The sequence below is a fragment of the Candidatus Neomarinimicrobiota bacterium genome (assembly GCA_017656425.1).
In the GTDB taxonomy this organism is placed as follows: Bacteria; Fidelibacterota; UBA2242; order UBA2242; family B5-G15; genus JACDNV01.
On sequence record JACDNV010000005.1, the window covers coordinates 22,691 to 42,638 of the forward strand.

Genomic DNA, 19,948 nt, shown 5'->3' on the forward strand with positions numbered 1-19,948 from the left:
CTTTCCAAAAGTTGAAGAATTGCTTTTATTAAATCGAGATGGAGGGAAGATTATTCTTTTTCTGACTCTGCATCCAGTTTTGATTTAAACCCAGAAAGTTCACCTCTTCTCAATACTTCAAAGAAATTATTAAAAACCAAATCACTTGCTTTTATGGTAAATATTTCAGGCATGGTTATGTGCCTTTTTAAAATCTGGTTTATGAATTTCTTTTTTTATTCTTTCTCTTGCTTTTTCAAAACTTTTCTCATCAGTAGGAGGAGTAGTTTGAACAAGCCAGTTATATTTTTCTCTTATGCGTTTCACTTCATAATAAAAATCTTTTCCATCTATAAAATCTTTGAAACTTTCATATAAAGATCTTGCATCATGTTTCAAAACAGTAAAACTTTTTGCAGCAAATTCATGTTCTCTTGCTTTACTTTCTGGTTCTAAAATTATGTTTGTAATTGCGATTATAGACGATATTAGAGTAATCCAGCTTACCCAATTGGGACTACCTAAAAGTAAAGCCAAAGCAGATACTCATGTAATAATGACAGGTATAAACTTAAACCAAAAAGATTTTTTCCATAAACTGGCTGCAAATAAATAATGCGCCTCAGCAGTATAAGTTGAGTCTTCTTCTATCCGTCTACATTCATTAACTAAATTTTCTATTTTTTTGTTGCTTTTGAAATTTTCCATGGTATTATCCATAAGCAGGAAAAGGTTCTCCAAATAATTCTCTCCATCCTTCAATAGCTTCTCTACCATCAAATTTGATAAGAGAATTGCAATAATTGCATATTTTTCCAAATATTTCTGCCAAACTGTTTTTGTCAATGGAATAATTATCAGCATTAGAAGACTTACTTCCCGGGATTTTTAAAGATTTCAAAACTTCATCTTTTGCAATACAAAAGAAACCACATAATAAAAGCGGAGAGGGAATCGGGTATATCTTATTCTTCAAATAAGATACAATGGTAGGAATAACATTTACAGCCAAAACCTCAAGGTGGTAGGATTTCATCTCAGGAAACAAATTTCTTTTAGCAGCTTTTAACATTTTTATTGTAGGAATTAAATATCTATCTGTTTCTTCGTTCTTTTTTGAAATATATTCAGCATCATAGTCGTAATCGGCAAGGATCCATCTATTCCTTTTAGGTATCCAATAACCTCTACCTTTAGGAAAAGCTGGAGTTCCATCAGCATATTCTCCTATATTATCAATATAAGCAGGTACAAGCTCGACTTTGGTATTATTGGCATAGTTGATAATAATGGTAGGACTATCTGTTTCTGGTCCCATCTTATCATAAGTTTCGTGTTCTGAAATTATATCTTCAACTTTGTCTAAACCATCTTTTGGTGTTATACCGCCAACATCTACCCATCGTGCAAAACTCCCAAGGATGACTAAAATATCAATGTCAAATGTATCATTTGAACGAGGTTGAATTCTTGTCTTTCTCTGCAAAGAACCGATTAACTTTGTTTTTATCGAAGGATCATGATTTTCAATTCATGATCTAATAGCATTGTGATGGGTTGTGATTTTTTTCTGAAAACTTTCGCTCAACTCTAATCTGCTTTTAAATTCGCTAAATGCTTGTGATATAGTAGTAGCCATATTTATGCCCTTTTGCTTTTAAAATCCTTCCTTCCCTTTATCTCCTTCCTCTCATTCCCAAAAACATCCATATAAATTATCATCATTCTATCCGTTAGTTTCTCTACAGGAAATCCGATCTCATAATTATTTTTCTCTAAATCAGAAGCAAACCATTTATCGTCCATATCAAAATATTCGCCGTTATAATCATAATCGATCATTACTATTGAAAGAGATTCTAATCCTAATTCTTCTTCCGGGATTGGTTTTTTGGAGATGATGTTGCTTCTAAATTCTTTAATTTTGATCATTGCTTCATCAAATAAAACATTTTTTTGTTTTTCAATATAATATTCTACCCGAGGACCGTCTTCAGGTATTCTATTAGTTATTTCCCATAAATCTTCACTTTTTGACATAGACTTCTCTTTCCACAATCTTTATTTCTTCATCTGTCAACTCGTAAAGTTTGTAAACCAACTGATCAATTTGGCGTTGGTATTGTTTTACTTTTGCCTGTTTTTGTGGATTTTCAAGATAGTCTTCGGATTGGGTGCGGGAGAGGATTTTGTCGACAAGGGTTTCAATCTGCTTAATGGTATGATGGCTTTGTGATGATATTGATGGTATTGGGATTTCTTTTAAATAAGGAATATCAAATCTTAAATAACCACTAGCCATATGAACCGTTTCAAATTTTTTACTGTACCAATAATTAATTAATTTTGAATTAAGAATACCGAGAATATAAAGCATGTTAATTTTACAATCAAAAAGTATTGTAGCTTTCCCGATAAATCTTTGTTCACTATCAATTGCACATTGAAGTCTCCGTGTAACACGGGCAATAACTATTTTATCTTTTTGTTCAAAAACCGATATTACACTGTCTGAATATATGTTGTAAGGTATATATTCTCCCTGCCAATCTATATAGTACTTTTTGATATCACTAGTTTGCAAAATAGGTTTATATCGTTTTTTCTGCTTATCTTCAAGTTTAAGATATTGGGACTTGTTAATTTTCTTCTTACCATAACCACTTTGGGAAGTACCCAAGATCATATTACAGACAGATCCCAACTTAATGTTTCCGTTCTCGATTTTCCTTATTAGTTTATAGTCTTGGTTAATTGGTATTAGTAAAGAGGATTCATTCAAAATCTCGTTTTTAGTTACAGAAAAAGTTGTATCGCCAAGTTTATCTAAATGATTGCAAGCGTTGATTTTAATTTCATAATTAGATTCATTATTTTTCACAAACAACCAGATCATTGGATACGTCGCAACTTCTTGAAAAACCTTGATATATGAAACATCTATAATAAATTTAATCGTTGTGTTTTCTAATATAAACTTTCTTAGTCCCAAGCCTGAGTTTATAGATAGGAAATGATTGGGATTAATAAATACAAAAATACCTTTATGTTTCAGTAAATAAAATCCTCTTTCTATAAAGTACATGTAAAGGTTAGGCCTTTTCGATTTTATATTCGTTTTATAATGAGATACTGCTTTAATAATATTTTTTGAAATATCCCTATAGTCGACATACGGTGGATTTGCAATCACCAATCAAATCCACCTTTTTCGTGGAATACTTCAGAGAAATATACTTCAAAATCAAATTCCTTGCGTCCCTTCGTAATCTTACTTATTAATTCTTCAATCTTACTTTTATATTCCTGCTTCTTTGTTGGATTAGTTTCGTTGAAATAAAGTGGTTTTAATTTTTCAAGTTGGTTAAATAGTTCGTTATTAAATAAATCCTTTTCTATGCCTAAAAGAGAGTTGCCACATACAATCTTATAATCCAGATTAGGCAGGGGTTTAATCTTTTTTATGTCTTCTTCATCCACTATAAGAGAGAGCCAAAGGCGGAGTTTGGCAACCTCGCAAGCTCCCGCGTCAATATCTACGCCGTAGATAGAGTTTTCTATGCACTCTCGCTTGAAATTGTAAGCGGATCGTAGCACAGACATTCTTGTCTGTGTTCCTTTTAGCGTATTATCATTTCTACCTTCACAGGCAGAAATTCCTGTGTTACTTTGATATAGCCAAAATTTGTCCGCAGATAAATTTGCCTTAGCTGGATTGGACATTATATATTTGAGAAAATAAAGATATTGTGCTTCACTCCGTACAATATGGTCATAAGATTCTTCCATCCAGATTTTCTTACCTGTAGTTCCTAAGAGTTTGTTAATCTCTCGGGCACTTGTTCCTTTTATTCCTTTAAGTAATTCAGAAAGCGAATATCCTGAAATAGGTTCAAGAAGAATATGAACATGGTTTGGCATAATAACAGCAGAGTGAACTCTCAATCGTTCTCCATCAAATTTCATTATACATTCTTTTAACTTTTCTCTTACGTCATCCCGAGCTAGAATACATGAACCATATCCCGCATCAATCCACTTTTCAAAACGTTTCCCAAATTTTTCATTGTATTCTTGCCATTCTTGCTCTGTCCACGGTTTTGGATGAGACTTTTCCCATATTTTGTATTCCTTTTTCCATGTTTCAATTTTTTCCTGGGGCAAAGAATCTGAAAGTCTAAAAGTAATCCAGTAAATAGCACCAGTTTTGGTCCAGTGAGGTAAATTGCGACGGGTAATGTGAATATCATCACAGGCAGGAATGCCTGTGCTACTCTCTAAATAATAAATCAAACTCTGCTGGCACATATAGTGAACAATTTCTCTCGGAGTGTAATAAACCCCAAATTTTTTATTGAATCGCTTCTCCAAACTCTTTTTACCGCTTGCCAGAGCTTTTTTATATTCACAAAAATTATCAGGCCTTATGGCATTGAATTTTTCATATAATTTACCGAGAAGTTCCGGGTCAATGGCGACTTCTTTTTCAAGGGGTTCGTCTTCTTTAACTGTAAAATTGAAACGGTCAAATACATCAAGAATACCATCTCCAATATCGCCTTCCGGGGTTCTGTGGCTATTGGAAAAAAGTTCATCTGGAAGGAGTATATCTGTATGTACCCAGTCATAACCACCAATTGGTTCAAAAAGTCCGCCATTTAAGAAGGGAATCTTACAATTGAAATCTTTAGACCATGTTGGATCGAGTTGATCACTTCTTGGATTATTAAGGGTATTGTAGAAAAGGAGTTCGAGGTAATTGTTAAAAAAGTTTTTCTTTTCTTTTTTACATTTTTCAAATAAATCTCTTATGAAATTTTTATCGCCTTCTCCCCATTTTTTATCCTGAGAAACACCAAACCATCCTTTTTTCTGTAAGAAATACAAAAATACAATCTGACCCAAGAGCTTTTTGGCAAACTCAACGGTATTAATATTTTTCGATTCAAAATCTTCCCTAACTGCTCGGTTGTGTTTAATTATATTATCCAGGGCATCTACTGTGAGGATAAGAAGATCACGATACTTTTCAAAAAATTCTTTTGTAACAACCTCAACATTAAAAGCTTCCTCAAGTTCCTCAAGTGTTGGTTTTTCATCTCTCTCAAGAAGGGGGACAAATCTACTTTGTGCGGTATGGCTTTTTTCGTTTCTGCCTACAAGAAATGACCATCTTTTTGTTGGTGTAAATTCTTCTTTTACTTTTATTTTGCCAGTAGGAGTTTCTTCAATCTTATAATCTATTTTGACAAGTGAAAAGCGCCAATCTTCTGAATCAGGAGAAACAAAAGCGACAAGTGCAGCGTCTTTCCATTTCACTCCTCTGCTTCCTTTAAGATACCAAGCGATAAAATTTCTTTGAGCAGTCCTTGCACGAGTTAAAGATGTCTCTCTTTTAAGTTTTACAATTAATAAATCAATTTCATTCTCTCCATCTGTGTATTTACCTATTCTTTCAAATGAGTTTATATATTGCTCAAATGCATCCGGAATATAATTGCCTCTATATATAAATGTCTTTTCTTCGTAATCTTTAAGGAGATTTTTTAAGAATATAATAAATTTATCCTTATTGAATTCGCTTTCAAATGTTTCAATTACAATTCGTTTTGCTAATTCCCTATTCATTTTTTTTGTAATCTTTTAAAATTTCTTCAACCGTTTCTTTTAATACTGATATTTCTTTTTTAACTGTCTTCCACACAACTTCATAGATAATACCAAAGTATTCGTGAATTAATTTATCTCTCATCCCTGCTACTTCTCTCCATTTAATTTGAGGATATTTTTCTTTAATAGATTTGGGAATCTTTTTAGATGCCTCTCCAATGATTTCAAGGCTTCTTACAAACGCTCTTTTTAGATGTTCATTGTTTATAAAAGACTCATAGTCCAGATTTTCGCTTTCTTTTAGAAGGTAATTACATTCAGTTTATATGTCTACCAAATAATCAGTAATTTTTCGTTTCATAAATAGATTACCTCTTTCAGTATTACTTTACCGATATGAGGTTTTAAAGCCCTTTTTATAACAAGGTCAACCTTTATTTTAAGTTTGTCTGAAAGAAAATTTTCCATCTCAATGAATTCAATTAAAGACGGAACTTCATCAAATTCTACCAGTATATCAAGGTCACTTCTTTTTTTCTGTTTATTTTTTACATAAGAACCAAAAATGCCGATTTCTTTGACCTTATATTTTTCTTTCAAGAAAGGTTTAAGTTTTATCAATGTCTTTTTTATTTCTTCAATTTTTTTCATCTCTCTCCTTCTGTGAGATACATTGATAATATAACTTCTCTTTTCCCTTCTATATTTCCTGAAAACTCTGCATAATGACTTTCAAGAAAGCGAAAAGAAATTTCTTTTTATAACACTGCAATTACTTTTAATGGATTTTTTATCTCTTCAACTTTAAGTTTTTGAACTGCTTTTAGTGCTCTTTGGACTGTCTTTTTTGGTAAAGCACCTTTTTCAAGTTGCTCTATAACTTTTCTGAGGTATTCTTCCTGGTCTTCTGTTAATTTTTTACTATTTTTCTGCACCACTTTTAAAATTTTAAATAATTTAGTTGCACTATCAGTTCCACCTTTACGGCGGGTTTCAATAACTTCTTCAACAGTGGCATTGAAAAATGCTGTTTTATTTTTATTAAGTAACTCATAGTAATCTTCTAATGGGAGTTTTTTCCTCTGTTCATTTATTGAACTTTCAAGAATTTTTGCTGCATTAAGAAAGTCAAGTTCAATAGGTTCTTTTGTTTTTTTATCTGATAAAAAGAATTTCATCAGTTTCCCTTTTCTAAAGAATGTAAGGAGGGCATTAGGCTGGGCAAAATCTTTCAAAGATTGATTAAAAACCTTTGCAGAACGTGCTTTTTTAGGAAGTCGTTTTATTTTTTCAAAGAGTTCTGGATTTTTATCACGAATATCCTCTATAACTCTTAAGTATTTGAGTTCACTTTCCTCTGTCTCTTCTTGTGTAATTGTTTTTTTAGAAAGTAATCTATCAAAAAGCTCGTGAGAAGAGACAGGTTCTCCTTCAGTTAAAATTGATGCATCACCACCAAGCAATGTTAAAAAGGCTTCTATTTTTGAACGAGCAATATTGGTTAATTCTATTTCATTATCTGCCTGTTTTGTAGGGAAGAAGTTAAATGTATAAATTTTATCAAAAGGAGTATCAATACGGTTAATTCTACCTACTCTTTGCATTAAGCGTGTAGGATTCCAGGGGATATCATAGTTTATTACAACGTTTGCCCGATGAAGATTTACACCTTCAGATAGAACTTCTGTCGAAATCAGTATTTTATAATCATCTTTTTTATTTCTTGCTCTTGCATCAAAGTTTTCTATTACCTTGTCACGAACCTCTTCTGGAGAATTGCCGTGGAAAAGCAGAGCTATTTCTCCAACATTTTGGGTGAGATACTCTGCAGTTTCTTTTGACTCTGTAAATATAATTAGTTTGTTATTTCTAAGAAGTGGATGTTCTTTTAAGTTTTTTAGTAGTGTTTCCAATTTAGGATCCCTTTTTATGTTCTCCCATATTAATATTATTTTTTTAAGAATTTCGAGGTCCTTCTCAAGTGCATCTTTAAATTCTTCTCTAAAATCTTTGCTATCATACCTTTCAGCTTTTCCTTCATCGATCAATCTCTGAACGCTTTCATCATCTCCTTGTTCTAAAAGTTCGAAAATTTTATTTATGTACTGTTTGCTTACATAAACATTACCTTTTTTGTATTCTTCAATAAATTTCTGGTAAGAATAAGTAAATCTATCAATGGTCTTTTTAAAGGCATAAAAGCTACTCTCTAATCGTTTTACAAGTAGAACTTTCATAAATCCGCCCATATTTTTCTGAGACTGTTCCTCAAGTTGTGAAATTCTTTTCTTCAGATAGAGTAAAGGAGTATAACGGGCATAATTAAAATCCTGGGTTATTAATTGGATTGTTTCCATAAAGATTTTATCTTCTTCATCATTCAACTGATAATAAAATGGTTTTGGGTCTTCTATCTCGGGAAATTTAACATTATTTCTCTTTAAATCCCCTGTAAAGTATTTTTCAATTTCTGTCCTCGTCCTTCTGACCATTAAATATTTTAAAACTCTTTCTCGTATTTCTTTTGAATTTGCTTTGGTTATTTCAAGAAACTTATCATAATCTTTCTGACGGTTAACTTTTTTTAACCTTCTCTCAAGCCTTGCAAAAAACTGTTCAAGATTAGTGGCTCCTGGAATAGTACTTCTCTTTGGATTCTGGAAGAGCTTTATCTGAGTAAGAATGTCTTTTGGGGAATTATTATAAGGAGTGGCAGAAACTAAAATAACTCTTTTGCCACGACATATTTCAGCGATATCTTCGTAACTAACCGTAGTTTCTGTCCTGAAGCGGTGTGCTTCATCTATTATGATATTCCTATATTCTCTATACTTTATCAATTTTTTTGCTTTATCGAGTTTACCAGTTGAAACAAAATCTGCAGGAATACGAAAATCAGAGAAAACATTTCGCCATGAACCAGGGTTGTTTGGGTTGAGAAGGGATGGAGGTGCAACAACAAGTGTTCTTCCATCGAGTTGCCCTGTCAGCATAGCAGAGACGTAAGTTTTTCCAAGTCCTACAACATCAGAAATAAAAACTCCTCCATACTCTTCCAGTATCTTTTTGGCATTTAAAACTGCTTGTTCCTGATACTCAAATCTTTTAAAATCAGAGGGTAAATATTTCATGAAAATTTCATCTGTTCTGCTTAGTTCATCTTTAAAATATTCATACAGAAACTTGAGATAAAGTTCATAGGAAGAAATATTGGGATTAAGCCAGGTCTTTTCTGTTACTGTTTGGATGTATCTATCTGTAACATCAACAGCGTTTTTCCACAACTCTTCAAATCTTTTTTTAGCAAATTCATAATCGGAACGATTTTTTAGCTCTACATTGAACTCGAGATTATCCTCTAAACCTGATTGAGTAAAATTGCTTGATCCTGTAACAACTCTTCCAACATCTCTGTCTCCTTCTCTAAAGGTTATAATATATAATTTTGCATGAATATTTTGAGAAGGGTAGGCTCTTATTTGTAGTTTACCTGTTTTTATCCATTCAATAAATTTTTTAACTCCTTCTTCGATATATTGGCTGTCTTCTGAATCTTCCATTTCTTCTATTATCGTATTCTCTATTTTTTGCTTTGTCTCAGTATAAGATAATTGAAATGATTGCTGAGACTTACCTTGAGCAGTTTTTATCAAATTGTAAGTTTTTCTTGTTGTTCCAATCCCAATAAGAATCCTTATTCTTTCTGTTTTTTCCAATGCCCTATACAAATTATAAAATCCACTTACATAGAAATAAGCAACTAAACAATCAAAAAATCTGGCATATTTTATTAATTGTTCAAACCTATCTTTTAAGGTTTTATTCGGTTCGTTTACAATGAAAGTTAAATCTAAAGTATTTATTGCATTTATTTGCTCTTCAGTAAGTATCTTTTCCATTTCGATTCCTTTTTAATATTATGTTGTTTTTTCTCGGTCCATTTATCAATTAGGTCTTTCTTAAATCTCAACTACGTCCCAGTTTTCATAGCAGAATTTTCCTACTTTTGGTAATTCAATAAATAGTATGATCATTCATCTGTAGATAGGGATCCTGCTGTTTTACTATTAAGATTTCTGAAGCTTGGGATTCCCCCCTTTTCATAAATAATTAGCTTTTCTTATAGAAATTTTCATCTTAAAATTAATCATTGTTAATTATTATACATAATTACCAAATAAAAATCAAACATTTTTAAATTTTGACTGGTGGGTATCAGCCTGAATAAGATTCCTATTTTGTTTTTATAATTCCGTCAGGTCTTTTTTAACCTGTTTGATCCGTCAATTATATAAACCAATCCTAATGAAACTAATTTATGTTCTTTTATATTTCCATAATATGTTATGATAGAGGAGCCGTCTACATGTCCTCTGAGAACTCCACCTGCCATGTTAATTTCGACTCGATTTTTGCCATTTAGATTCAAGACAGCATTAACGATATGGCAATTTTTAAAATCTATATTTCCTGCTATTTTTGAGGTTATTTTCAGGTTTTTAATGTAATTATTGGTTCCTTTTATTTTACCTGCTTCGCCGATGAGAATTTCAAGGCTTTTTAGTGAAAAGTTTTTGATATTGATGCACGATGGACAAGATACTTCTATTTTTTCAATATGTGATAAAGATAGTTTTATGAACAATTTTTCCTTGAAATCTAAAATATTCTTTTTTGAACTTATGACAAGATTATTATCTGAAATATTTATTTTTAAGTTATTTAGTTCAGTTTCTGAACCTGAAATATCAATGCTGTTGTTTTTAGAATTTATTACGCTTACAGAGGAAGGGATCAATATCCTAATACTTTTAAAATTTGCTAAATGCAATTCTTTGTTACTCAAGATTATATGTGATATTCCATTGCCGTCAATGATAGAAAACTCATCTTTTATTTGAATTCTGATAATTATTAATAGAATAAATATTGCTATTAAAATCAATCCAAAAGTTGCAAGTAATATTTTATTTGTTAACTTCATCCTAACTCCTCTTCAGTTTTGTTTTTATAACTATCGTACAATTTTTCTAAATCTTTAAAAGTTATATTCAGCATCTCCATGTTTTTGAATAAAACAGGAAGCTGTAGTTTTATAAAATCTTCTTTTTTTAACTTTATAGAAAGTTCATAGGCATCTTCGCTTACAAAATATCCTATTCCTCTTTTATTGAATATGACACCTTTATCCTGCAGATAATTATATGTTCTCATAACAGTATTTGGATTAACTTCGATATTTACCGCCATTTCTCGAACGGATGGTATTTTGTCTCCCGGTTTCCAGTTTTTTAGGATAATATTATCGAGAATATAATCAGCAATTTGTAAATATATTGCTCTATCTTCTCTAAATTCCACCTATACCTCCGTCTCTTTCAGTCTCAGATATGTTAAAACCCAGAAAAAAGGTGCCAGTAAGAAGTGAAAAATAAAGCTGAATATTTGTGCCAGCTGGTTTCCAAGAGATTCAAAAGTATGAATATCAAATTCGATAGGTGGGAAAATTATGTTATTTTCATAAGTCCATATGAATAAAATTCGAGTGAGCAAAACGGAATAAAAAGATAATACAATTGATATTAGAAATAGTGCTAAAAGTGTCTTTAATAAATTATGACTTTTAAAATAGACAGAACCGAAAAGAAAAACGGACTGGGTAATTAAATATACTTTTATTGATGTTATGATATTATTTTGAAAGGGATTGAAAATTGGGAAATTTGATCCAAAGATTAGTCTGGTTACAATAGAGGCTATTATGGAAAATAAAAAGTATGTTATGACAGATACTATTATGAATCCTATGGAAGAGGTTAGAAATTTTGTCAGAAATTTTTCGAAGATTGATGCTGGTAAAGTAAGAAAGGCGTAGTTTTTTGGATACTGGTGCAGTTCTTTAAAAACAGAGGCTGTGTAGGTATATCCGCCGAAGAAAAGTACAATAAGGTAGAAGGTTTTGTGAAAATCCCATGTCCTGCTTGCGTTAATAGTGATAATATTCAAAAAAAGCAGCACTCCAAATATTGCTCCTGTGGCGATGAGTAAAGTTCTATATTGCGTTATCAACTCGTTTCTTATAAGGTGATATAGACGATTAAAATTAAAGTAACTATTGGTTCTCATATATTGTTGCCTCCTCGTGAAAAAGTTGATGGAATTTTTCTTTATTGTTAATAATAGCGTTAAAAAGGATTTCCAGATCGATTTTTGCATCCTGATCACCTTTATTCGGGAGAAGGATAGCAAATCCGCCGATTGTCTTTTCATAGTGAATTATATCTTTATCGGATTTCAAATCGGAGGTTAGCTTTACTGTTAATTTTTTGAGAATTGTATCCATATCCTGTTTAAAAATTATTTTGCCGTCATCAAGTATTATAATTGAGTCTATCAGATTTTCTGTATCTCTAACCTGATGTGTTGAAATAATAATTATTTTATCATCAGTTATTGCAGAAGCTATAGTTTTTCTGAATTGAGATTTTGAAGGTATATCGAGACCGTTAGTTGGTTCATCAAGAAGTAGTATTTTGCAATTTGTTGCAAGCCCAAAGGAAAGGATAAATTTTTTCTTCTGACCGTAAGAGATGGATGTAAGCTTTGAGTTGGCTGGTATATCGAAATTACTGATGTATTCGTAGAGTTGGTTTTTATTGAATTTATCGTAGAATGGAGAATAGGCGTTTACGAATTCCCTTGGTGTTATAGGTGGCAGATAAAATTCCTCAGGTAAGAAAAATATTTCTTTTAGCATTTCAGGCAGTCTTTTGTCCGATTGATACTTGAATATTTTACATTCCCCGTTCTGTGGAAAAAGTAATCCACACATAATTTTCAGCAATGTAGTTTTTCCAGCACCATTTTTACCAAGTAATCCATATATTCTGCCAGGTGTGAGATTTAATGATAACTCATGGAACAGTTTTTCTTTTTTCCTATATCCAAATGAAAGTTTATTAATTTCGATCATTTTTCCTCCATATTACTGTATTAGTGTAATATAACACTAAGAATGTATGCAGGATTTTTATGTTTGTCAAGTATTTTTTACAATTTTTTTATATCTAATTCAATCTCTCTTTTTCCATATATGATTGATTTGCCTTTTCCAGTAACAACCTGTAAAAGAAATGATCCCTCTCGATATTCTTACCTTTTCCCCCTTGTTACAGCGGACTGCTTATCTATTACTCGCAGTTATCTGGTATCACCATTTTGCGGGATTTTTATTCAATTCGGTTTAATAATTTTAAATCTTTTTTTTATTCTTTAACTGATTAGGGTGACTATAAATGGAGAGTTTAATAAAAATTATAGAGCATTTTTAATTGTTAAATCAATCCCTTAATAAATCTTCCAGTTTTATTTTTGTATCATTTGGCTCTCTATACTTGATGATAACGGGTGTATATAGACTTATATTTGTCCCTTTTACCGTTTTATCTAATGACCTTGAGCCAGGGACTACGACAGCCATTTCCGGAACAACTATTCTGCTCTTCTCATCAGGCTCAATTATCTGATTATTGACAAGATCGTAGATTTTGGTTGATGCGGTTATAGTTGTGCCTGACCCAAGGATTGCCCCTTTTTTTATTAATGTTCCTTCGTAAACTCCGCAATTTCCGCCAATGAAGACATTATCTTCTACAATCACAGGATATGAACCGATCGGCTCAAGTACACCACCTATTATAACCCCTGCACTTATATGACAATTTTTGCCAATTTGTGCACAGCTGCCTATTAATACCTGAGAATCAACCATAGTACCATCATCAACGTAAGCGCCAATATTTATATATGAAGGAGGCATTATTATTACATTATTCCCTATATATGCTCCTTTTCTTACTGTTGTGCCCCCAGGAACAACTCTTATGTTTTTTGAAGAATCGATTTCCTTTATTGGTAATGTATTTTTGTCATAAAATATCCATTCACCAATCTTAATTTTTTCTATCTTACCAATTTTAAACCCAAGAAGTATCCCCTTTTTTACCCATGGATAAATTATCCATTCATCTTCTTTTTTTTCTGCTATTCTAATTTTTCCTTCATCCAGTAGTTCGATAAATTCGTTGTAGACAGATACTGCCTCTTTTCGTTCTTCCTCAGTTTCTAATTTCTTTTCCGATAATTCCTCTATTTTATTCCTTAAATCCATTATGCCTCCTTAAGTATTCCGGTGGAGATAAGAATATTTTTGAGCTTTTCTTTGTTTTCGGGTTTTAATGGGACAAGCGGTAGTCTCACTTCTCCAGCAGGCAGATTACACATATTCATTGCCTCTTTGATGGGTGCTGGATTGGTTTCAATAAATATACCTTTGAAGAAGGGTAATAGCTCATAGTGAATTTTTCTTGCCTCTTTTAATTTATTTTCAAGCATTGCATTTACCATTTTACATACTCGATCGGGGATGAGGTTGCTTGCAACAGATATAACGCCCACACCTCCAAGAGCCATTATCGGAAATGTTAAATTATCATCGCCACTCATTATGGAGAAATCTTTCTTGGCAGAAATATCAGCGTAAGTTCTCATTATCTGATCTATGTTACCGGATGCTTCCTTTACACCGATTATATTTGGTAGTTCGGAGAGTCTTGCCATCGTATCAACTTCGATATTTCGGCCGGTGCGACCGGGAATATTATAAACCACAACTTGTATATCGACTTCTTCTACAACTGCCTTGAAGTGATGGTAGATGCCTTCCTGTGTCGGTTTATTATAATATGGTGTAACAATAAGAACAAGGTCTGCACCTTTTTCCTTTGCCATTTTGGTATTTTCTATAGTTACCTTTGTTGAGTAACTTCCAGTACCTACCATTACAGGAACTCGTTTATTTACTGTTTCTATTCCTATTTCAATGATTTTTTCCTTTTCGTATGATGATAGAGTGGGTGTTTCAGCTGTGGTACCAAGCAGTAGTATCCCATCAACTCCTCCATTGATAATGTAGTTTATTAATTTTTTTAGTCCTTCATAATCAACTTCACCATTTTTAAATGGTGTTATCAGTGCAGTATATGTGCCCTTTAAATTCATTTTTATCCCCCTTTTATTCCTTAATAATCTCCTTTTTGATTAAATCATAGAAAGAGACCATCCCTTCTATTTTATCCATTTTTTCAATAGCAAAGAAGACGCCTCCGGCGAATATTTCCCTGGATTTTGCTCTGTGGTTTAGAATTATAGTGTCATATGGAGAGTCAAATATCACACTATGTTCGCCAAAAATATGACCGCATCTTACACCAGCGATATGGAGTTCATTTTCTGAAATTTTACTGGTAAGATTTGAGTTTATAGCCTTTTTTCTATCCAGTTCATTGATAATAATTTCTCCCATTTTGATAGCAGTCCCTGATGGGATATCCTTCTTTTGGTTGTGGTGAAATTCTACTATTGATGCGTCATAGGAAGGGAAGTTGTTCATTATCCGTGCAAGATAGCGAGTAACAAAAAAGAAAATATTTACACCAATAGCAAAATTAGGAGCGTATATCATTTTTATGCCACTCTCTTCAACCATTTTTTTTACTTCGTCAATTTTATCATACCAGCCTGTTGTACCGACAATTATATTTTTCTTTAGTTTTGTAAGTTTTTGAATATTATCAAGAACAACAGATGGTGTGGTAAATTCTATACATATATCGGCATTGCTCACTGTTTTTTCGTTTATCTCGTTGAAATCAGCTTCATTAGAAATAGGGTCTATAGTAGCGACAACATTATGGTTAAATTTTGGAGCAATAGATTTTATTGTTCTTCCCATTTTGCCAAAGCCAATGATAGCGATGTTCATAATTTTATCTCCTGATTATTTATTGTTTTAATTATTTTATTAGAAAAAGAGGAAACATTACTAAAAAGCTGATAATACATGTATGGTTGTGAATTTTCACTTGAACTTTTCATAATAGCAACGTTTTTTGCCCCTGAAAAATATGCTGTTATGCTATTTTTATCAAGTATTTTCTTTCTATAAAATTTACACCACAGAGTTTAACCAGTCTCAAGAAATTCTCAAGTGGTATCGTTGAGGGGTATATAAATTATTCCTGTTGGACTATTTACATAGTCCTTATCTTCTACCATAGATGTATTGGCATGAAAACTATGCACGGGAAAAATGAATATCTGATTTAGTTATTTATGTAAAGTGCTATTTTACTTTGTAAACACCGACGGATAATGAAAAGAAACAGCCGTAGGCACCTTCGATTGTGGTAGCGATAGGATTGTAAACGTGATTCAGGAGATTTCTTGATGTTTTTTGGTACCTGAGGTATTTTTCATCAAAAGAATAGATCAATACTGTAAGACTATCTATTGTATTAAGAGGATATGTGGATGCTATATTGATTTTCAAACTATCGATGCCGTTGTGTGTAACTGATAGAAATTCTGTATTAAGAATATTTGGTACAAAATAAAATTCAGAATAAGCAGAATTCTCGGGTGGATGGTAGGTCATGTTGATGGAATTGTCTTCGAACTTAACATCATTCTGAACTATTACTGGCTTAGATGGAACTATAGTGGTGTCGACAATAGTCACACTATCAGGCAGTTCTATTTTAAGCAAATATTTGCAATTATCTTGAGGGATAAAATCATTATTTATGTACTTTGCATATTGAATGGTATCGGTAGAAAAAGCTGTGTCTATATAAAATGAAATCTCTTTGCCGTTGCCTAAATTTATTAGTTTAACAGTTGCATCATGGACATTGGGTTTTTCTTCAAAATCATTAGTTTCGATATTAATACAGTTTATAAGAAAAATGAATGATGAGCCGGGTTGTCCATCGTTGCGGATTACTCCAAGGACATTCGTCTTTACATCTTTGCCAATTCTATCGATACCCGCTGGCATTGGACCTGGTTGATTGGGAAGGTAACATGATACTAAAAGTATAGCCAATGATAATATTACGGTAATTTTATTAATATTCATTAATCCCTCTAAAATTTTATAATATATCCTGCACTTATAGATGGAAAATACTCTATCCCTATAGCGTAATATCCATAATCGGGAATATAAATATAATAATATGGATTTCTGTAAAGGAATAAAAGATTTTTAATACTAAAATTAAGTACAGCGCCCTTTGCCCTCAGGAATTTCGCGAGTTTATATCCAAACCCTTTACGAAGTTTTTTCTTAACACCTACATCGAGTTTAACTCTCGGTGGAAATCTTATATTATTTTTTTCTGGTGTTAGATATGAAGGAACCAGAGTAAAATCGTTCAGAACGGGATCATAGCTGAAATACCAGTAGAAATGTTTTGTGAAAGTTTTTGGAAAGCCAGATGAAATCTGCATTGTCAGGCTGTAGGTAATCGACTCTGTAGGCATAAGCATTGCTGCCAGTTTCAGAGAATGAGGTTGGTCCGCATCGAAAATGTATTCTTTTCCATTGTTGATACTTGGAAATTGGCGAAATGACCTTGAATAGGTATAGGAAATCCAGCTTATTATATTTTTTGAATTGATGCTATAAAGAAATTCTATACCGTATGATTTGCCTTTACCATTCTCAAAATATAGATCATTGAAGGGATTGTTTACGTCTTTATAAATTATTCGATATAGCCTATTCATATTTTTATAATATGCTGAAATGGAAATTTTTGATAGCTTTGAGATTTCGTACTCGAGTTCCAGGACATTTTGATAACTGGCTATGGGTTTTCTATTCTTAATTGGAACATAATAATCAAGAAACTGGACAAATTCCTCGTTTGTTGTATTTAGTGTTGTGAGAAATTGTTTATACTCTCCCGATGAAAATTTTATATTAAAAGGATTTAGATCAAGAATTAAAGAGAATCTTCTCTCGGGGATAAAGTTTTTATTTTCTATAGTGGTTAGTCGATATCCCATGACAAATGATAAGAAAGAAGTCGATATTTTATCCTGCAGGTAAATTGAGTTTATGTTATAGGTTTGTTTCTTTGAAAGATAACTTCCCGCAAAATATAAATATTTGTTAAAGAAGTTGTAAAATTTTGCCTCAAGTCCTGCTTTTATGATCTGATTGAAAACTGTAAAAACTGTTATTGATGGCTTCAGAGTAATGTCAGAAACTTTATTATTAAACTTTGACTCCATATTCACAAATACGTTTAAGTCTTCATCCTCTTCCTCTCCTGTTTTTACTGCGAGAAGGCTATAATTTTCTGAAAAGCAGGAAGAGTAGTAAGTTTTTAAGTTCAGTATCAGCCCAGAAGACAATAAATAAGAATACTGAAATCCTGTTGCAAAGTTAGTAGTGGAAGTTTTAAAACTTTCGTCGAAATTGTTAAAATTTTCCTCTTCATCGGGAAAATAAACTAACAGATGCTTAATATTCCATTTCATAAAATCTCTTGCATAAAAAGATGAGAATTTAAATCGACTTTTTTCTCCTTTTCTAAGGATGGAGAGATTGTAGTCAGCAAGTACGTTTGGAGAACCCATAAGGAAACGCGTTATTAAGTCTGAAGTAAATCTTCCCGAAATCATAGCAGTTGTATTGTGGGAGAGTGGGAATTCAATAGCACCAGATACTCCATTTGTTGAGGGGCTGAACTCTCCCATAAATTTTTCTTTATGTCCATCCCTTGTTGTTATCTTTAATATTGATGAATTTCTCCCTCCAAATTCTACATCAAATCCACCAACCATAAATGAGATATCCTTTATTGCATAGGGATTAAATATAGCCTCATATGATAGAAAATGTTTTGGATTGTATATGGTAATCTCATCGAGTAATACAAGGTTTTCACCAGGGTCGCTTCCTCTTACATATAACTGAGGCGAGATTGGATCAGCAATTGTTACACTTGGTGAAAGTCGAAGCATTTTGAAGATATCTCGATTTACCTGAGGTAATTCCTGTAAAATTGCTGGGTCAATCTGGTAGGTGGAAATATCTGTTTCCTTTGAAATAAGGGCTTCTTTACGAGCTGTTACAACTATTTCCTCACCCTGAATTACCCTTGGCTTTAGTTCTATTTTGCCAAGAAAAATGCTGCTGTTAATTATGTTAATATCTATTTCACATTTCTCATACGCAATGTGACTGAATGTGACAATATATTTTCCTTCCTTTATTCCAGAGATAAGAAAAAATCCATTTAAATCAGAAACAGTCCCCATGTTTGAATTTTTGATAAAAATATTAACACCTTGTATGGTCTCTCCAGAATTTTTATCAACAATATATCCTGAAATATTGTAGGAGTATAAAATTTGGGAAAATATTATCGTTATCAGTATAAGTATTTTAAGGATTCTCATGGTATCTTATATCCTATATAGAAACTTAAGCCAGGTTCTATCTTATCTATTTCAGTTGGTAAGATATTGATTTGAAGGTACAGTCCACAACCTGCAATGAATCCTTTTCGATGATACCTGTTATATTCAAAAGAGTATCCAGTAAGGATATTGAACATGAGAATATTGAAGTATTCTGTATGTTTGATCTTTTTCGGATTAAAGTTGTTTATACCGAAGTTTATATTAACGTTACATACTCTTAAGAAATTTTGATCTATTCTTATATAGGAAAAATAATTAAGCCCATTTATGCCAATCGATTCGTGAATATTTGATTTTTTGTAGTAAATGTATCTTGTTGCTCTGGCAAATTTTTTATTCATTCCTTCTGGATAATAGAGCATCATTCTTGGTATTATGCAGAAGCTTTTTGGGAATACCAAAAATTCTGTCCAGAGGTATAAGTTTCTTTTGTATAGATAGGGATATGTATTTGGGCTATATTTTTCTTCTGCGATGTATTTTGCCTGGTTTGTAAAGAATTTGTCAAGTAGTTGAGAATAATATTCTGGTTTTTTTTCTTTTTGTGGAGCTTTTAGCTTTATTTCCCATGTCCAGCTGGAAATTAGTTTTCCTTGCTCATCAGTCAGAAGTGTATAAGCATTTAGTAGAAATCCTTTTGATAAGAAGGTTTGATTTTCGTATTCAATATTTAAATCATTTAAATAAAGAGTACCCTTTTTATCTGGACAGTAAATAGAAATGTATTTTTCTAAATATTGACTTACAGGTTTATCTAATATGACATACAGGTCAACGGGAATAAAGAATTTTTTCGTCTCAGATATACATAGTACTCTATCCTTATATGTACGATGGTCAATGACCTTTATATTACTATCATTTGTTTTTTTATCTGAATAAATATTTATTGAGACTTCGACTGTATCACTTAGAATATTATCAAAGGAAATTTTTGCTAAAATGCAATTTACAAATATAAGGTAATAGATAATTTTTAGGATATTTTTAATTTTAGTATTCATCGAGTAAATCATGGCGA

General features: G+C 32.0%; 14 protein-coding genes and 3 pseudogenes. 1 reads left to right on the forward strand and 16 read right to left on the reverse strand.

Annotation, left to right across the window (positions count from 1 at the left end; genetic code table 11):
* Window positions 1-165: 165 nt before the first annotated feature.
* The 9 genes and pseudogenes from H0Z29_04695 to H0Z29_04735 form a co-directional block, all read right to left on the reverse strand.
* On the reverse strand, window positions 166-516 hold the full coding sequence (locus H0Z29_04695; GenBank protein MBO8130804.1) for a hypothetical protein: 351 nt from the start codon (window positions 514-516) through the stop codon (window positions 166-168).
* A 175-nt stretch (window positions 517-691) separates the two neighbouring features.
* The gene (locus tag H0Z29_04700) at window positions 692-1,465 is read right to left on the reverse strand and encodes a hypothetical protein (GenBank protein MBO8130805.1); all 774 of its coding nucleotides are present in this window, start codon (window positions 1,463-1,465) and stop codon (window positions 692-694) included.
* Between the two features lie 155 nt (window positions 1,466-1,620).
* Window positions 1,621-2,019, reverse strand: coding sequence for a hypothetical protein (locus H0Z29_04705; GenBank protein MBO8130806.1), 399 nt, complete (start codon window positions 2,017-2,019; stop codon window positions 1,621-1,623).
* Window positions 2,006-5,607: pseudogene (locus H0Z29_04710) on the reverse strand (Eco57I restriction-modification methylase domain-containing protein). Before H0Z29_04710 ends, H0Z29_04705 begins: the two are co-directional and overlap by 14 nt.
* A pseudogene (locus tag H0Z29_04715) lies at window positions 5,600-5,950 on the reverse strand (DUF86 domain-containing protein). The pseudogenes H0Z29_04710 and H0Z29_04715 overlap by 8 nt, the downstream one beginning before the upstream one ends.
* Window positions 5,947-6,240, reverse strand: a complete 294-nt coding sequence (locus H0Z29_04720; protein MBO8130807.1) for a nucleotidyltransferase family protein — start codon at window positions 6,238-6,240, stop codon at window positions 5,947-5,949. Before H0Z29_04720 ends, H0Z29_04715 begins: the two are co-directional and overlap by 4 nt.
* Window positions 6,237-9,488: pseudogene (locus H0Z29_04725) on the reverse strand (helicase). Before H0Z29_04725 ends, H0Z29_04720 begins: the two are co-directional and overlap by 4 nt.
* Window positions 9,489-9,844: 356 nt before the next feature.
* The gene (locus H0Z29_04730; GenBank protein ID MBO8130808.1) at window positions 9,845-10,573 is read right to left on the reverse strand and encodes a DUF2807 domain-containing protein; all 729 of its coding nucleotides are present in this window, start codon (window positions 10,571-10,573) and stop codon (window positions 9,845-9,847) included.
* Complete coding sequence (locus H0Z29_04735) at window positions 10,570-10,950, reverse strand: GntR family transcriptional regulator (GenBank protein ID MBO8130809.1); 381 nt, start codon at window positions 10,948-10,950, stop codon at window positions 10,570-10,572. The genes H0Z29_04730 and H0Z29_04735 overlap by 4 nt, the downstream gene beginning before the upstream one ends.
* 346 nt (window positions 10,951-11,296) lie before the next feature.
* Here H0Z29_04735 and H0Z29_04740 point away from each other — a divergent pair, with 346 nt between their 5' ends.
* Window positions 11,297-11,464: a hypothetical protein gene (locus tag H0Z29_04740; protein ID MBO8130810.1), complete on the forward strand. Its 168-nt coding sequence runs from the start codon at window positions 11,297-11,299 to the stop codon at window positions 11,462-11,464.
* Between the two features lie 237 nt (window positions 11,465-11,701).
* Here H0Z29_04740 and H0Z29_04745 read toward each other — a convergent pair whose 3' ends face one another.
* The 7 genes from H0Z29_04745 to H0Z29_04775 all read right to left on the reverse strand — a co-directional run bounded on the left by H0Z29_04745 (window position 11,702) and on the right by H0Z29_04775 (window position 19,931).
* Complete coding sequence (locus H0Z29_04745) at window positions 11,702-12,562, reverse strand: ABC transporter ATP-binding protein (GenBank protein MBO8130811.1); 861 nt, start codon at window positions 12,560-12,562, stop codon at window positions 11,702-11,704.
* Window positions 12,563-12,928: 366 nt separating this feature from the next.
* Entirely contained in the window at window positions 12,929-13,759 is an 831-nt protein-coding gene (locus tag H0Z29_04750) for a 2,3,4,5-tetrahydropyridine-2,6-dicarboxylate N-succinyltransferase (GenBank protein ID MBO8130812.1), read from the reverse strand.
* Window positions 13,759-14,649: a 4-hydroxy-tetrahydrodipicolinate synthase gene (locus H0Z29_04755; protein MBO8130813.1), complete on the reverse strand. Its 891-nt coding sequence runs from the start codon at window positions 14,647-14,649 to the stop codon at window positions 13,759-13,761. The genes H0Z29_04750 and H0Z29_04755 overlap by 1 nt, the downstream gene beginning before the upstream one ends.
* Window positions 14,650-14,662: 13 nt before the next feature.
* Window positions 14,663-15,412, reverse strand: coding sequence for a 4-hydroxy-tetrahydrodipicolinate reductase (dapB, locus tag H0Z29_04760; protein ID MBO8130814.1), 750 nt, complete (start codon window positions 15,410-15,412; stop codon window positions 14,663-14,665).
* A gap of 360 nt (window positions 15,413-15,772) precedes the next feature.
* On the reverse strand, window positions 15,773-16,567 hold the full coding sequence (locus H0Z29_04765) for a hypothetical protein (GenBank protein ID MBO8130815.1): 795 nt from the start codon (window positions 16,565-16,567) through the stop codon (window positions 15,773-15,775).
* A gap of 8 nt (window positions 16,568-16,575) precedes the next feature.
* Window positions 16,576-18,903 carry a TonB-dependent receptor gene (locus H0Z29_04770; protein ID MBO8130816.1) on the reverse strand — a complete coding sequence of 776 codons (2,328 nt, stop codon included), beginning with the start codon at window positions 18,901-18,903 and terminating at the stop codon, window positions 16,576-16,578.
* Window positions 18,900-19,931, reverse strand: a complete 1,032-nt coding sequence (locus H0Z29_04775; GenBank protein ID MBO8130817.1) for a hypothetical protein — start codon at window positions 19,929-19,931, stop codon at window positions 18,900-18,902. Before H0Z29_04775 ends, H0Z29_04770 begins: the two co-directional genes overlap by 4 nt.
* Window positions 19,932-19,948: the final 17 nt, after the last annotated feature.